The sequence below is a fragment of the Salipiger bermudensis HTCC2601 genome (assembly GCF_000153725.1).
GTDB classification, from domain to species: Bacteria; Pseudomonadota; Alphaproteobacteria; order Rhodobacterales; family Rhodobacteraceae; genus Salipiger; species Salipiger bermudensis.
On the sequence record NZ_DS022276.1, the window covers coordinates 2497183 to 2513845 of the forward strand.

General features: G+C 66.6%; 6 protein-coding genes and 4 pseudogenes. 6 read left to right on the top strand and 4 right to left on the bottom strand.

Translation table 11 applies throughout. From position 1 onward, the window contains the following. Positions 1 to 5 precede the first annotated feature (5 nt). From R2601_RS11850 to R2601_RS11875, 5 genes are all read left to right on the top strand, one after another. Complete coding sequence (locus R2601_RS11850) at positions 6 to 311, top strand: hypothetical protein (RefSeq protein ID WP_007798531.1); 306 nt, start codon at positions 6 to 8, stop codon at positions 309 to 311. Positions 312 to 505: 194 nt separating this feature from the next. After that, positions 506 to 2071, top strand: a complete 1566-nt coding sequence (locus R2601_RS11855) for an ATP-binding cassette domain-containing protein (RefSeq protein WP_007798534.1) — start codon at positions 506 to 508, stop codon at positions 2069 to 2071. Next, entirely contained in the window at positions 2068 to 4077 is a 2010-nt protein-coding gene (locus R2601_RS11860) for an ATP-binding cassette domain-containing protein (protein ID WP_007798537.1), read from the top strand. The genes R2601_RS11855 and R2601_RS11860 overlap by 4 nt, the downstream gene beginning before the upstream one ends. Beyond that, positions 4074 to 5369 carry an HlyD family type I secretion periplasmic adaptor subunit gene (locus R2601_RS11865; RefSeq protein ID WP_007798540.1) on the top strand — a complete coding sequence of 432 codons (1296 nt, stop codon included), beginning with the start codon at positions 4074 to 4076 and terminating at the stop codon, positions 5367 to 5369. Before R2601_RS11860 ends, R2601_RS11865 begins: the two co-directional genes overlap by 4 nt. Before the next feature lie 10 nt (positions 5370 to 5379). After that, complete coding sequence (locus R2601_RS11875; protein ID WP_086003294.1) at positions 5380 to 10965, top strand: VCBS domain-containing protein; 5586 nt, start codon at positions 5380 to 5382, stop codon at positions 10963 to 10965. Between the two features lie 258 nt (positions 10966 to 11223). On the opposite strand, the pseudogene istB reads toward R2601_RS11875, so the two are convergent. The 3 pseudogenes from istB to istA (R2601_RS11890) all read right to left on the bottom strand — a co-directional run. Continuing rightward, positions 11224 to 11951 (bottom strand): annotated as a pseudogene (istB, locus tag R2601_RS11880) (IS21-like element helper ATPase IstB). Positions 11952 to 11966: 15 nt separating this feature from the next. Further along, a pseudogene (gene istA / locus R2601_RS11885) lies at positions 11967 to 13444 on the bottom strand (IS21 family transposase); the annotation flags it as partial. A 110-nt stretch (positions 13445 to 13554) separates the two neighbouring features. After that, a pseudogene (istA, locus tag R2601_RS11890) lies at positions 13555 to 14715 on the bottom strand (IS21 family transposase); the annotation flags it as partial. Between the two features lie 107 nt (positions 14716 to 14822). Between istA (R2601_RS11890) and R2601_RS27755 the strand changes: the two are divergent. Continuing rightward, positions 14823 to 15233: pseudogene (locus tag R2601_RS27755) on the top strand (IS66 family transposase); the annotation flags it as partial. Positions 15234 to 15431: 198 nt separating this feature from the next. Here the strand turns inward: R2601_RS27755 and R2601_RS11900 are convergent. Next, positions 15432 to 16265, bottom strand: a complete 834-nt coding sequence (locus R2601_RS11900; protein ID WP_007798565.1) for a formate/nitrite transporter family protein — start codon at positions 16263 to 16265, stop codon at positions 15432 to 15434. Positions 16266 to 16663 lie beyond the last annotated feature (398 nt).

Below are 16663 nucleotides of genomic sequence, written 5' to 3' on the forward strand. Positions count from 1 at the left end.
ACTGCATGGATTCGCCAAGTGAATCCTCTGTCGTCAGCGAGGTGCGACAACGCCCTGGCTGTGTCGAGACGACCGAAGACAGCAGCGCGCCAGGCACGCCCTCGGTCGCAAGCGCTTCCGACCTGGGCTCTTTTGAGGGTGCGCGCGCCGGCCAAGCCGAGATGGGCATTCGGAACCTCCGCTACGAACCGGTGCGCTCTGAGGGGCTGACGACTTGGAATTTCAACCGCAAAACCGGGGCCTGCGCCGAGATCACCACCTCTGACGGTCGCTATTCGTCGGTCACCATGCTGCCGGCACGGGATTGCTGAACGGGTCGCGCCCCCCCCTCAATTCTGACGGGCGCGGTTCTGTGCGGAAGACATCTGGGGCCTCGTGTAGATGTATTTCGCATACATCTATTGATTGTATTTGCCATGAAACCGGCACTGTCCTCTAATATCGTAAGAGCCCAGTGCCGGTCGAACTCCGGCGTCTCAGGAGTGTCGAAGAGAAGGCCAATTTCATGACGCGCCTCTGGACCTTCGTCCTCAGCATTGCGATCAACCTGCTGGCGCTGGCCGTTCCGCTGGCCTTGCTTCATGTCTACGACCGGATCCTGCCGAACCAGTCCATCGGCACGGCCTACGTGATCTTCTCGGTCGCCGCCGTCAGCGTCGTCGTCGCGGCTTTCCTGCGGTATGTTCGCTCGGCCAGTCTCGCGCGTTCCGGCGCCGAGGCGGAGTATCGCCTCTGGATGAGGGTCGTCCACGGGGCTTTCTCGGACCCTGCAACGCGCAGCCTGAAGCCAGAACACCGCGAAATTCTGTTCACTTCGCCAGCCCGCGCGCAGGACGCGCTTGTCGGGCAGTCGATGCTGCCGATCTTCGATGCGCCGTTCGGTTTGGTCTTCGTCTGGCTGGTCTGGTTTCTTGGCGGACCGCTGGTCCTTGCGCCGCTGGGGGTCGCTGCATTGGCGATCGTCATCATCATGACGTCCGCCGGTGCGCATCCCGAGGCGCTGAAGACAGAGCTGCACCGCGAAGGCCGCGTCAGCGCGGTGTTCGCGGCGCTGGCGCGCACGGGTGGCGGGGCACTGATCAAGGGTGTGAGCGCACAACTCTACGCCATGCTGTACCGCGAGCGCGGCACGATGGCCGCCGCGCAAGCCCGGCTCGACCGTATGGACGGGTTGCTGACAGACGTGACGCAGAGTGCGAGCCTGTTCGTCATGCTCCTCCTGCTCGGTTTTGGCGCGGGGCAAGTGCTGTCCGGGGATCTCACTTCGGGCGGGCTTGCGGCCTGCACACTGCTCGGATCTCGCGGGACGCTGCAGCTTGTGGGGCTTGCCTCGGCACTGGTGCGGCGGCAGCGCGCGAAGGTGGCCTATGATGAGCTTGAGCGGCTGATCGAGACCGAGACGGTCGAGGAGCGCCGGGAGGCGCCAGCGCTCGGCATGCCGCTTGGGGTCGAGCTTGAACTCGACGGGCATTTGGCGTCGATCGCGCCGGGTGAGATCGTGGCGGTGCAGGCGGGCGGTGCGGTGGCGAGCGGTCGTGCGCTGAAGCATATGGTCGACAGCCTCTGGAAGGAGCGCGCGTCGGTCTCGCTGCGCCTCGGCGGGCGGGCGGTGCGGTTTGCCGACGTCGAGCGTAGCGTGCGCTTCCTTGCTGCTCAGCCGGATCTTATCGACGGAAGCTTGCTCGACAACATCACCCGCTTCGACCCGTCGCTCACCGAGGAAGCGATGGCGCTTTCGCGGATGATCGGCCTCGACGCCGGGGTCGCGCGTCTCCCGCACGGGTACCAGACGCTGTGCGGCCCGAGCCAGACCACAGTGACCCCGGGCATGGCGAGCCGGGCCGCCATCATTCAGGTGCTTGTGGGCGGGCCCGGGCTGGTGCTGCTTCAACGCCCGGCCATTGGGCTCGACATCGCCGGGGTGCAGGCCCTCGCAGAGACGCTTTCAGCGCAGGCGGGCCACAAGACGATCATAATGGCCACCGAACGGGCTGAGTTGATCGCGATTGCCGGGCAGACGCTGACCTTCTCCACGCCTGAGCAGATCGCAGCGGAGGAGGTGGTCGCATGAGCCCACATGACCAGTCTCTGCCAGCCACCGAGGCCACCGAGACACGAGACACCGTGACCGCCACTGCACCGGACGCGCGGCTGCTTGCGCGCGCGATGACCGGTCTCGGTGGACGCAGAACCGAGGCCGTGATCGCCGAGGTCATCCCCGAGGGCGACCGGCTCCCGCTTCAGGATCTGGCCGAGGCTGCTCGACTGGCCGGGCTCTACGCCGATCTGCGCCATTCGGCACCGGCGGACTGGTCTGCCGGCATCGACGGCGCGCTGATTGCTGATGTCGACGGCAGGCGCTACGCTGTGGTCCGCCGGGACGGGGTGGGGCGGGTGCTCTCCGATGACGGCGAGGAAGACGTCGCGATCGGGGCACGGGTCGCGGCGGCGCATCCGGTGCTGCATCTGCGGGCGCTAGCCGAAGAGGAAAGCGGTCACGCGATGTACACGGCGCTTCGCAGCCGGGCGAGGCGCAACATGAGGGTGCTGTTCTTTCTCTCGCTGATGATCAACGCCGCCGCGCTGACGGTGCCGTTCTTCTCGATGGCGGTCTACGGCCAGGTGCTCGGCGCCGGCGCGGTCTCGAGCCTGCCCACGTTGATGTCCGGCGCCGCCATCGTGCTGCTGACCATGATGATCCTGCGCCACATCCGCTCGCGCTACATGGCCGACGAGCATGCCCGCATCTCCGTATCCATCGACCGGATGCTGATGAACCGCCTGCTGCGCAAGCCGCCGGGCACGACCCCACCGCAACTGCCCGAGGCGCTGCGCGCGCAGGCCCGGCAGGCCTCGGCCTCCGCCGATCTGTTTGCCCCGGCAAATGCCATGGCGATCTATGACGGCCCCTTTGTTGTGCTGACGTTGATCGCGCTCGTCTTCGTCGGCGGTGCGCTGGCACTGGTGCCGATGATCGTGCTGGGGCTCTTTGTGGTGACCGCGCATCTGGCAAGCGGCTCGTCGCACCCGGCGGATGTCGAGGTCACCCGCGCCGGCTCCGACCGGCGCAAGGCATTGGCCACACTGAAGGATCAGGCGACCAGCATCCGCCGCCGCGGCCTGCAAGATGTCTGGATTGCGCGTTTCGACCAGCTTTCGCGGCTCGCGACGCAGGATGCGCTGCGGGTCCGCCGGCGTAGCGGCGGCATGCAGGCGATCGGCTCCGCCGTCGGCACCGCGGCCGCGCTTTCGACGCTGGTGGTCGGGCTCGTCCTTGCGCTCGAGGGGCGGATCGCGCCCGGCGTCCTGATCGGGACGATGCTTTTGACGTGGCGCCTCACCGGTCCGGCGCAGGCGTTCTACATCGGCCTGCCGCGGATGCGCGCGCTGCAGGCGTCGTGGAAACGGCTGGAGCTGCTCCTCTTGCAGCCCACGGTCGCGAATGAGAACGTTGCCGCCCTGACGACACCGCGCGAGGCTCCGGGCGTCGAGGCCGCCGGGCTGTTCCTGCGCTACGACAAGGCGCCTTTTGCCGCGCTGTCAGGGATCTCGTTCAAGGTTGAGCCGGGGCAGGTCGTGGCGGTCATCGGGCCGAACGGTGCGGGCAAGTCGACGCTGATGCAGGTGCTCGCGGGACGGCTCAGACCCCAGTCCGGCAACCTGTTCCTGGGTGGTCGGCTGATGTCGCAATACGATCCCGACGACCTGTCGCTGACCATTGCCGCGACCGGGCTCTACCGCACGGATCTGGCGGAGGGCCCCGACGATATTAGCGAGGCCGAGCGCGAGCTCGAGGAGTGGCGCACCTTCAGCGCCCGGCCGGCGCCGCTCTATTTACTCGACAATCCGCTGGCGATCGGCGGCAGCGAGGCGCGGGACGAGATCGTGCGCTTCCTGCGCGCCACGCGCGGCAAGGCCACGGTGTTTTTTGCCACCCACGACACCGAGCTCGTTTCGGAGGCCGATCTGGCGATCGTCCTCGACAAGGGTGGGCTGGTGTATTTCGGGCCGGTTCAGGCCCCGGAACAGACCGAGGGACAAGCAATGGCGACTGTCACGACGGGAGACGCGACATGAAACGCAAGAAACTCGATTTCGTGCTGCACGATGGCCCCTCGGTGAAACTCGCCCGCCTCGCGGCGCTGGTCATCGTCATCGCCATCGCGGTGATCGTTGTCTGGAGCATCTTTGCCAATGTCTACGAGGTGGCCAAGGCCCACGGCGTGATCGAGCCGGTCGACCAGATCCGTCCGGTGGAGAGCCGGCAGGGCGGTCGTGTCGCGCTCGTTGCGGTCGAGCTTGGCGAATACGTCGAAGAGGGGGAGCTTCTGGTCTCGCTGTCGCGCTCCGAGGTTGTGTCGCGCCGCGATGAGCTGCGGGCCCAGATCGCCGGTCTCGAGATCGAGACCGAAATGCTCGACGCCCAAGTCTCGCAACGGCCGGCGGATTTCTCTCGCTGGGAAGATGAGTTCCCGACCCTCGTGGCGCGCGAAGAGGCCTCGCTCGAAGCGGCGCTGGCGCTGCTCGAGGTCCAGCGCCTTGAAGTGAAGGCCCGGATCGCGCAGCGCACCTCCGATATCGCCGCCGTGGGAGATCAGCTTCCGCTGATTGCTGAAGAGCTCGCGATGCTTGAGCGCTCGCAATCGGTCACCGAAGATCTTCGCTCGCGCAACCTCGCAACGCAGCAACAGGCCGACGAACAGATGCAGCGGTTGGATGGCCTCAGGCTCCGACAGCAGGAACTGCGCGGCGAGCGCGAGCGGGCGACGCAGAATATCGAGGAGCTCGAGGCCACGCTGCGCCGCATTGACCTCGATGCCGTGGCCGAGGCGCGCTCCCGGATCGCCGAGGCGCAGGCGCAATTGCGCGGCCTGAAAGCACGCGAGGCCGCGCTCGAGCAGGAGGTCGTCGAGGTCGACATCCGCGCCCCGGTCGCGGGCTTTGTCCAAAGCCTGCCCGACGAATCCACCGGCGACGTGATTGATCCGGGCGGGGTCGTGGCCACCATCGTGCCGGGCAGCGGCGAACTGCGCTTTGCCGGGCGGCTGGCCCCGCGTGACATCGGCTTCGTGCGGCAGGATCAGCCGGTGCGGCTGAAGATCGACAGCTACGACTTTAGCCGCTACGGCGCGCTCGAGGGCAGAGTGGTCGAGATTTCGCCCACCTCGACCGTCGATCAGCGCGGCGAGAGTTTCTACGAGGTGCTCGTGGGTATCGAGCAGACCTTCTTTCGCAATGCCGATGACGGGCTCGACCTGATGCCTGGGATGACTGGCGAGGCCGATATCGTCACCGGTGCCAAGACCGTGTTCCAGTATGTCTGGAAGCCGGTCTACACCAATCTCGACCTAGCTCTGAGCGAACGCTGAGGAGGACATCATGGCTGGATCCGATCCCGACACACCGATTGGCGTAACAAAGGGCGCGGGCTCGGAGCAGCAGGTCCGGGAAGAGATTTTCGGCTGGTTTTACCAGACACCGGAGGGCCTGGTTCCGGTGCCCGAAGAGGCTGGCGACGGCGCCGCTATGGGCGATACGGGCGAGGCACAGGATCCGGTCCGCTGTTTTGTTCTGCCTCATGCGGCCCTCGGTGGCGTGGCAACACACGGACCCGGGGCAGGATCGTCGCTCACGCCTGCGCCTTTGCCGACCCCGTTGTCGCCAGATCTGCACCGTCCGCTGACCGATATCGGCGTCGAGGTGACGCAAAACCATCTTGTCGTTCCCGAGCACGTCCTGCCGCACCTGCCCGCGGTCCTGCCGTATCTTCCGCCCCTTGTCGCCACGCCCGGCCCCGGTGCCCATCTAGGGACGGGGCCGGAGACGCCCGATCAGGTCGAAACGCCGAGCGAAAAACCGGCCCCCGGAGCGATGCCGCCGCAGAGGGGCCCGGACGTGCCGCCGCCGACGCTCGGCAATGACAAGACACCTCCGCTGACGCCGGATCCGCTGGTCGCACCGCCGCTCAAGGGCCCGGACGTATCGCCCCCGACGCTCGGCAATGACAAGACACCTCCGCTGACGCCAGATCCGCTGGTGGCACCGCCGCTCAAGGGCCCGGACGTGCCGCCGCCGACGCTGGGCAATGACAAGACGCCTCCGCGGACGCCGGATCCGCTGGTGGCACCGCCGCAGAAGGGCCCGGACGTACCGCCTCCGACGCTGGGCAACGACAAGACGCCTCCGCTGACGCCGGACCCGATGGTCGTGCCGCCGCTCAAGGGCCCGGACGTACCGCCTCCGACGCTGGGCAACGACAAGACACCTCCGCTGACGCCAGATCCGCTGGTGGCACCGCCGCTCAAGGGCCCGGACGTGCCGCCGCCGACGCTGGGCAATGACAAGACGCCTCCGCGGACGCCGGATCCGCTGGTGGCACCGCCGCAGAAGGGCCCGGACGTACCGCCTCCGACGCTGGGCAACGACAAGACGCCTCCGCTGACGCCGGACCCGATGGTCGTGCCGCCGCTCAAGGGCCCGGACGTACCGCCTCCGACGCTGGGCAACGACAAGACACCTCCGCTGACGCCAGATCCGCTGGTGGCACCGCCGCTCAAGGGCCCGGACGTGCCGCCGCCGACGCTGGGCAATGACAAGACGCCGCCGCTGACGCCGGATCCGCTGGTGGCACCGCCGCAGAAGGGCCCGGACGTGCCGCCGCCGACGCTGGGCAACGACAAGACGCCTCCGCTGACGCCGGACCCGATGGTCGTGCCGCCGCTCAAGGGCCCGGACGTGCCGCCGCCGACGCTCGGCAATGACAAGACGCCGCCGCTGACGCCGGATCCGCTGGTGACACCGCCGCTCAAGGGCCCGGACGTGCCGCCGCCGACGCTCGGCAACGACAAGACGCCTCCGCTGACGCCGGATCCGCTCGTGGTGCCGCCGCAGAAGGGCCCGGACGTGCCGCCGCCGACGCTGGGCAATGACAAGACGCCGCCGCTGACGCCCGATCCGCTGGTGACACCGCCGCTCAAGGGCCCGGACGTGCCGCCGCCGACGCTGGGCAATGACAAGACCCCGCCGTTGACGCCGGATCCGCTGGTGACACCGCCGCTCAAGGGCCCGGACGTACCGCCTCCGACGCTGGGCAACGACAAGACACCTCCGCTGACGCCAGATCCGCTGGTGGCACCGCCGCTCAAGGGCCCGGACGTGCCGCCGCCGACGCTGGGCAATGACAAGACGCCGCCGCTGACGCCGGATCCGCTCGTGGTGCCGCCGCAGAAGGGCCCGGACGTGCCGCCGCCGACGCTGGGCAACGACAAGACGCCTCCGCTGACGCCGGACCCGATGGTCGTGCCGCCGCTCAAGGGCCCGGACGTGCCGCCGCCGACGCTCGGCAATGACAAGACGCCGCCGCTGACGCCGGATCCGCTGGTGACACCGCCGCTCAAGGGCCCGGACGTGCCGCCGCCGACGCTCGGCAACGACAAGACGCCTCCGCTGACGCCGGATCCGCTCGTGGTGCCGCCGCAGAAGGGCCCGGACGTGCCGCCGCCGACGCTGGCCAATGACAAGACACCTCCGTTGACGCCGGATCCGCTGGTGACACCGCCGCTCAAGGGCCCGGACGTACCGCCTCCGACGCTGGGCAACGACAAGACCCCGCCGTTGACGCCGGATCCGCTGGTGACACCGCCGCTCAAGGGCCCGGACGTACCGCCCCCGACGCTCGGCAACGACAAGACGCCTCCGCTGACGCCGGATCCGCTGGTGACACCGCCGCTCAAGGGCCCGGACGTACCGCCCCCGACGCTGGGCAACGACAAGACGCCTCCGCTGACGCCGGATCCGCTCGTGGTGCCGCCGCAGAAGGGCCCGGACGTGCCGCCGCCGACGCTGGGCAATGACAAGACGCCGCCGCTGACGCCGGATCCGCTGGTGACACCGCCGCTCAAGGGCCCGGACGTGCCGCCGCCGACGCTGGGCAATGACAAGTCCCCGCCGTTGACGCCGGATCCGCTGGTGGCACCGCCGCTCAAGGGCCCTGACGTGCCGCCGCCGACGCTGGGCAACGACAAGACGCCTCCGCTGACGCCGGATCCGCAGGTGGTGCCGCCGCTCAAGGGCCCGGACGTGCCGCCGCCGACGCTGGGCAACGACAAGACGCCTCCGCTGACGCCGGACCCGATGGTCGTGCCGCCGCAGAAGGGCCCGGACGTACCGCCTCCGACGCTGGGCAACGACAAGACGCCGCCGCTGACGCCAAACTACATTGCGCAGGTCTCCGGCGATGATACCGGGTCGGTGACCGAGGACACGGCCCAGACGACAGGCGGCAAGCTCGACGTGACCGACCCGGACGAGGGCCAGGCGCAGTTCGTGCCGATGCCATCTGCGGCCGGCGCGCATGGCACGTTCGCGGTGCAGCCGGACGGGACCTGGACCTACACGCTCGACAACGACCAGCCGGCGGTTCAGGCGCTGACCTCGGGCGGCCGGCAGCTCACCGATACGGTGACGGTCTCGACGATCGACGGGACGACGCAGCAGATCACCGTGACGATCAACGGCACCGACGATGGTGCGCAGATCACCGGGACGGCGGTGGGGACGGTCACCGAAGACACCCATCTCACGACCTCCGGCAAACTCGATGTGACCGACCCGGATGCGGGGGAAGCGGCGTTTGTGCCGATGCCCTCCGCGGCAGGCGCGCACGGCACCTTCACCGTCGATGCGGACGGAACCTGGAGCTACCAGCTCGACAACAGCCAGGCAGCGGTTCAGGCGCTGGGGCCGAACAGCGCGCCGCTGACCGACACGCTGACGGTGACGAGTGTCGATGGGACCAGCCATGTGCTCACGGTGACCATCTCCGGCACCAATGATGCGCCGGGGCTGACGGCGACGACGGCCTCTGCGACGGAGGACGGCGCGCAGGTGACCGGCAGCTTGCCGGGCACGGACGTGGATACGGGCGACAGTCTGAGCTACGCGGTGACCGGCGCGACGCCGGCGGGCTTCACGCTGGATCCGGATGGCAGCTGGAGCTTCGATCCTTCGAACGCAGCGTATCAGTCGCTTGCGGAGGGCCTGGGTCTTCCGGTGCAGATTGCGGTGAGCGTGACCGACAGCGCGGGGGCGACGACGGCCTCGACGCTTACGATCACGGTGACGGGTACGGACGACCAGCCGGTGGTGGCTGGCGCCGTGACGCTGCCGGGCGGACCTGAGGACCAGACGCAGGTGATCACGGCGGCACAGCTTCTTGGCCGGACAACGGATGTGGACGCGGGCGATGTGCTGTCGGTGTCGGGCCTCCCGGTGGCGGATCACGGCACGTTCTCGCAGAACGCCGGCAGCAGCTTCACCTATCATCCCGAGCCGAACTACAACGGCCCGGTGGCGATCAGCTACGCGGTGACGGACGGCACGGGGCCGAGCGTTCCGGCGAGCGCGTCGATGGTGCTGAGCCCTGTGGGCGACCCGGCGGTGATCACCGGTGGCGCCGGAACGGTGACGGAGGATGTGCATGTCACCGGGGGCAACCTGACGACCGGCGGGACGCTTGGGATCACGGATCCGGATGCGGGCGAGGCGGCGTTCACGCCGGTGACGGCGGGTGCGGGGCGCTATGGCAGCTTCACGCTGGATGCTCACGGAGCCTGGACCTACACTGCCGACAACAGCCAGGCAGCGGTTCAGGCGCTGGGGCCGAACAGCGCGCCGCTGACCGACACGCTGACGGTGACGAGTGTCGATGGGACCAGCCATGTGCTCACGGTGACCATCTCCGGCACCAATGATGCACCGGTCGTCAGCCACGGAGACCTAGGCAGCACCAATCAGGATCAGCCGCGAAGCTTTACCGAGACCGAGCTGCTACAGAGTGTGCAGGCCACCGATGTCGACACCGGGGATACGCTCAGCATCAGGTCGGTGAGCGTCGATCCGCAGTTTGGCTCGTTCAGCCAAGGGCAGGGCGGCGCGTGGGAGTTCCACCCGGTTGCAGGAGGCATGCATGACAACATCCCCGTGCAGATCGTGGTGCGTGACAGCAGCGGGGCGACCAGCACGGCGAGCGCAGATCTCAACGTCTCGCCGCTGCCACAGCCGACACAGGTGCAGGGCGTCGGTACGCAGCACCTGACGGGCAGTTTCTCCGGTACAGCCGGTGGCTGGCGGATCGCGACGCCCGGTGGCGGCAGCGTCGTGACGTTGCAGGGGCAGTATGGCACTCTGACGATCAATCCTCAGACCGGGCATTTCGATTACCACTACAACCCGGACACGGCGGTTATCAAACACGGCGGGAGCGAGGCGGTGCCCGGGCTGCATACCGATCCCTTCACTATCATGCGCCATGGCCAGATGGTCGGCGATGCCGAGGTCGTGGTGAAGATCGACGTGCAGAGCGTCCACGGCAATAGCGGACACCATATCGACCACACGACGCTTCAAGGCATCACCCTCGTGCCGGTCGCGCCCTCACAGCCGGACGAACCTGACGACTCCACGGTCGAGAGCGTGACCATCAGCCCAATTGCCGACGACGCGGCTGGCCTGCCGGATCATAACGGGCTCGATGCCGCCGCACTGGGCGTGGCGCAGGATGCGGTCGCGCCTGCCGAGCCTGATCACCTTGCAGCGGAGCCGGACGACGCAGGTGCAGCGCCGCATCCGTCGCCGGGGCTTGCGGACCACGGCATAGGGGCGACATCGGAGCCAGAGCCGGACACAATGGCGCCTTACCTGCAAGCGGTCGGTGGCGGCGCCCCTCCGCCACAGGCCGACGTCGATCATGGCACGTCTGCCTATCTCGACAGCCTCGGCGTCAGCCCGGCCGATCTGCCCGACCCCGGCCAGAACGGCGTGCCCGACGATCCGGGGCTGCTGCCCGATCCGGCGGGGCTCGAGGCCGAGCACCACCCCGATCCCGAGGCGCATCACGATCTCCCAGTCGACGATCCGGTCGACGACCCAAGCCTGCCCGACCCCATGGACGACAGTTCCGGCTGAACCGCAAACCGGCGCGCAGCCATTGCGCCAACATTCCCAGGGTCAGGACACGTTCTCGTTCTGCGCGTCACTCAGCCAGAAAAGATCAGTCATGTTCACCGCTCGTTTTCGAGCCATGAATCACGCTGAGAGGCGTAAATTGTCAATCGGCAGCGAACTTTGACCCCCTTCCGGCGTCCAATAATGACCCCCTCGTTTGGCACAGCTTGCCCGGGGCGGCGTAGCCCCTAAGTCGCGCAGCCGGCTCGGGCAAGCTGATCAGGCGCGTGTCTTAAAGCGCCAGCTCTCGTTGCCGGTTTCGATGATGTCGCAGTGGTGGGTGAGGCGATCCAGAAGCGCGGTTGTCATCTTTGCGTCGCTGAAGACGCTGGGCCATTCACCGAAGTCCAGATTGGTGGTGACGATGATCGAGGTGCGTTCGTAGAGGCGACTGATCAGGTGGAACAGCAGTTGCCCGCCTGTCTGGGCGAATGGCAGGTAGCCAAGCTCGTCGAGGATCACGAAGTCCATCCGACAGAGGAGATCGGCGATGCGCCCTTGCCTGTCGTCGCGTGCCTCGGCATCGAGCTTGTTCACCAGGTCGACGACGTTGAAGAAGCGGCCCCTCTTGCCGCTGCGGATGCAGGCCCGGGCAATCCCGACAGCCAGATGCGACTTGCCGGTCCCGGTGCCACCGATGAGCACGACGTTGCGCTGCTGCTCGAGGAACTCCGCGCTGACGAGGACGCGCACCAGCGTCTCATTGACCGGCGTCTCCTCAAAGTCGAACTCGTTGACTTCCTTGGCAAGTGGCAGCTTCGCGATGGTCATCTGGTATTTGATCGAGCGTGCCTGCTTCTCGTTGATCTCGGCATGCAGAAGGTCGCCCACGATCTGCTGAGGTTCGTGTTGACGCTTCACCGCGGTCGCGATGATCTCGTCATATGCCGCCCTCATTCCGTAGAGCTTGAGCTGGCCCATCGCGTCAGAACCTTTGATCTTTCCATGATCTCGTCTCCTGAGCTGTCGTAGCGGGTGCAATCGGCACCGGCTGGCAGCGTAGCGCAGCGCGTCCGCGTGGTGATTGTCAGGGGTGGCGCGGGTTCCCGACGGCGCGCCAGAATGTTGAGAACAACGGCGGAGGAATGCACGCCTTCCTCGAGCGCTTCAGCGCACGCTGCTTCGACAGCATCCAGCCCATCCGTCAGAACCGCGCTGAGAACATCCACCATCTGCCGATCGCCATTGGGTGCTCTCCCCAGCTTGCGCTGGACCCGCCGCATGGCAGGTGGCAGCTCCCACTCCTTGAAGGGGGCGCCATTCCGCAAGGCGCCGGGTTTCCGTGCGAGCACGGGGATGTAGTGCAGCGGGTCGTAGACATCTTTGCCACGTCTGAAGACGCGCGCATGCTCACCCACGAGCTTGCCATCCTGCCAGAGCTCGACGCGTTCAGCATAGGCGCGGATCTCGACGGGACGGCCGACGGCATGAGCCTCGACCGAGTAGCGGTTGTTGTCGAACCGGACGAGGCAGGTCTTCGAGACCGAGGCCGGCACCGCATGGTATCCGTCGAAGGGGCCAGCATAGGGCACAAGGCTTGGGCGCTCAGCCTCGAGACGTCCCAGGTCGATCGCTCGCGCAGCTCGGGGTGCGGGTGGGACTTGGCCCAGGCCAAGCAGCGATCTCGCAGCCAAGCATTCAGTTCGGCAAGGCTTTTGAAGCGCGGTCGCGGCACGAAGAAGCGCCGGCGCACGACACCGACCTGGTTCTCGACCTGGCCTTTCTCCCATCCCGATGCAGGCGTGCAGGCCACCGGATCGACAAGGTAGTGCCCGCACATCTGTTGGAAGCGGCGATTGTAGGCACGCTCCCGGCCAACGAAGATCGTCTCCACCGCTGTCTTCATATTGTCGTAGATGCCCCGCGCACAGGCGCCACCGAAGAACGCAAATGCCCGGTCGTGTGCGTCGAAGACCATCTCTTGCGTCTCGCGTGGATAGGCCCTGACGAAGAGCATTCGACTATGGCACAGCCGGACATGAGCGACCTTGACCGTCATACTCACACCATCGATCAGGACGATCTCGTGGCTCCAGTCGAACTGGTAGGCTTCTCCAGGCGCGAAGGTCAGCGGCACATAGGCGGAGGCTGATGCCTCACGTTCCGACCTCGCCCACGCCGCAGCATAGCGCCGCACCGCATCGTATCCGCCTGCGTAGCCGAGGACCTGCAACTCCTCGAACAGACGGATGCGGGTGAGCCGGTCGCGCTTGGGCTTGCGCGCGTTCTCCTCAAGCATCCGATCAAGCTCGGCCTTCCAGGGACCGATCTTCGGCTGCGGCTGGACACTGCGCTCGTAGGTGAGTTCCGTCACACCAGAACGGATCACTTTCCGGACGGTGTTCCGCGAGACACGCAGGTCACGACAGATCTGCTTGATCGATTTGCCGTCCTGGAAATATGCCCGACGGATCTTCGCGATAGTCTCCACGACCAACATCCCAAAATTGCTCCCGGTTGTTCCCAGGAGCATGATGACCATCAATGTAAGGGGGTCATTCTTGGACGCCGATCACCCCGCTACGGGGTCAGTTTTCCATGCCTGTTCACAGGCAGATGGTGAGATCGCTGGATCAGCCGATCGTGCTCGCACAGGATTTGCCCTTCCGCGGCGACCACGAGGCGATCGGGGTAAATCCGGAGGCTGATTGGTCTATTGGCGAAGGAGGCGCGGACGCTGTAGCGATTGCGCTCGAAGCTGATCAAGCAGGTCGGTGACACGCGCTTGCTCTGCTCGACAAAGCCGTCGAAGGCGGGCGGCAATTGCATGAGCGCCGCTTGCTCCGAGCCCCAAGCATCCGCGATGCTGCCGGAGAGGGTGCCATGGGGGATTTCGCGCCAGAACTCCATACAGCGCCGCTCCAGCCATGCGTTCAGCGAAGCAAGGTCGGGGAAGTTCGGCATGGGGTTCCATAAGCGCGGGCGGGCGTCCTGGACGTTCTTTCCGACCTGACCCTTTTCCCAGCCCGCCGCCGGATTGCAGAACTCCGGCTCGAACACGTAGTGGTTTGCCATGGCCAGGAAGCGCATGTTCACCTGACGCTCTTTGCCACGGCCAACCCGGTCCACCGCCGTCTTCGCGTCCATTGTCCTCGGGCCAATGGCGGATCAATGAACGCTGTCGTAGATCCCACGCTCCGGAACGTCGCCTAAGACGCGGAAGCCGTGCCAGTGGGCATCGAACAGCATCTCGTGGGTCTGCAGCAAATAGGCTCGGACGAGGAAGGCGCGGCTGTGAGACAGCTTGATATGCGCGACCTGCAGCTTCTTGCGCTCTCCGCCAAGCACCGCATAGTCTTCGCTCCAGTCGAACTGGAAGGCCTCCCCGGGCCGGAACGACAAGGGGACGAAGATGCCGCGCCCGGTGGTCTGCTGTTCGCGCTGGCGTGCTACCCGCCATTTTCGGGCGAAGGCCGCAACCCGGTTGCAGGACCCCGTGTAGCCGAGCGCCACGAGGTCGCCATGCAACTGCTTCAGGGTTCGGCGCTGCTTGCGTGACTTTGCCGCCTCCGTCTTCAGCCACGCAGCAAGCTTTTCAGCGTAGGGGTCAAGCTTGCTCGACCGAGCCGGAACGTTGAACTTCGGCTCGATCGTCCCTGCTCTCAGATATTTCTTGATGGTGTTCCGCGACAGGCCGGTTCGGCGTGAGATCTCTCGGATCGGCAGCTTTTCCCGCAAGGCCATGCGGCGGATGACGTTCAAAAGTCCCATGTGGATCACTCCGGAAACCCTCGCTGCAAGCTGCGTTGCGGGGAGGGTCACATCGGTCAATTCTCAATGGAAATTACGCGCTCTCCCGGCTCAGTTCTGGTTGGAAATCAACACGCCAGGCCCGCAGCGCGCCCCTCGTCGCCGAGTTTGGCAACTGGCTGCAGGCACAGCGCCTTCGGGTCTCGGCCAAGTCGCGCCTGGGCGAGAAGCTGACATACATCCATCGCCAGTGGGCCGGTCTGCAGACCTTCCTCCACGACGGCCGCGTCGAGATCGCCTCCAACGCCATCGAGAACCTGATCCGTCCCATCGCCCTGACGAGAAAGAACGCACTCTTCGCCAGACACGACGAGGGTGGCCGCACTTAGGCCCGCATCGCATTCCTGATCGCCACCGCAAAGATCAACGGGGTGGAGCCCTTCGCCTATCTGAAGGCGACCCTCGAAGCCATCGCCGCCGGTCACCCGACCAGCACGATCGACGATCTGCTTCCTTGGAACTTCGCCCTGTCAAGCTGAACGGGCGTGGTGCGCAGACACCGCTTACCATGGTGAGACTGAGCGTTACATTGTGTCGAAGCGCTCGATCTGGCGGTGGACGCGCAACGGCATGGAACATGACCGTGTCGTCCTACATCAATCAGGGTAGCCTGCGGGCGCTTGCATCGGGTGACAGCTGGTCAGCCACGGCGCTGCGCGCGCCACCCGGCCGAGGGCTCAGCGCTCGATTTCCTGCGCGACCTGTCCGTAGGCGAGCAGGGCGAAGAGGCCAGTGCCGCCGAGGATGTTGCCCATCAGCGTGGCGCCGAGCAGGGATGCCACGCCAAGCGGTCCGACCTCGCCGGTCAGCAGCAGCAGGAACATCTCGGCCGAGCCCGCGATGACGTGGGTGAAACCGCCCATCGCGATCAGGTAGGTGAACATCACGATCACCAGCACCGAGGCGCCGCGCGCCGAGGGCATCATCCAGACGATCGCCGCGACGTAGAACCCTGCGGGGACACCAAGCGTGAACGCCTCCCACGGGGTGTGCTCGGCGAAGTGGCGCGAGATCGCGATCATGCCCTGCACGTTCTCCGGCGGGATCGAGCCGCCCCACACCGCGAAGGCGATGGCAAGGAAGGTGCCGACGAAATTGGCCAGCAGGATCACCGCCCAGAGCCTGGCCGTACACCATAGCATCTTCGGCGTGCGCTGCACGAGCAGCGGCAGAATCGCGGTGAGCGTGTTCTCGGTGAACAGCTGCAGACGCCCGAGGATCACCAGCACGAAGCCCACGGAATAGCCGAGATTCTCGATGGCGGCCTGGTAGGGATGGCCTTCGAACATCGTGTGCAGGATGCCCTCGGCGAGGACCGAGGCGGTGATGCCCAGCCCCGCCGCCACGCCCGACCACCAGAGCGAGGAGAGCGGGCGCTCGAGTTCCTCCACGCCCTCTTCGTGCACGATGCCGTAGACCGACACGGCGCTGAGCCCCTGATTGTCGGCGATGTCCCGCTTTTCCTGCTCGGACGGGTGGGGGGGCTTTTCGTGCGGGGCAGTTCTGGGCATCGGTGCGGGTCTTTCAATCTCTGGCGGGCCGCCATCGGCCCGTACGGCTGGCCTCGGTCGCGCCGCGGCGAGGTGAGGCAATGTTGCCGTCACAGGTAGGTCGGAGCGGGAGAAAGGGTATCGCTTATCGTGATGCAGATCGGTCTTTGCCCGGATTGAGACGGCAAGCGATAGGAGGGCCGCAGAAGCGGTAGCGTTTGGGGCCGTCGGTGCCCGAGCCGGGCCTGGGTCGTCTTCGGGCCCGCCCCGCAGGGTCGCGCCATTGATGCGGCTGTCTCATGAGTGGATGTCGGAAGGCGCCGGTTATCGGCAGGGGGCAATGCTTCTAGATTGTGGCCAGACGGTGCGGGCGCCCCCGGGCAAGTCCCCGTTCCGACCCGCGTTCAGGCCCGGCAGGG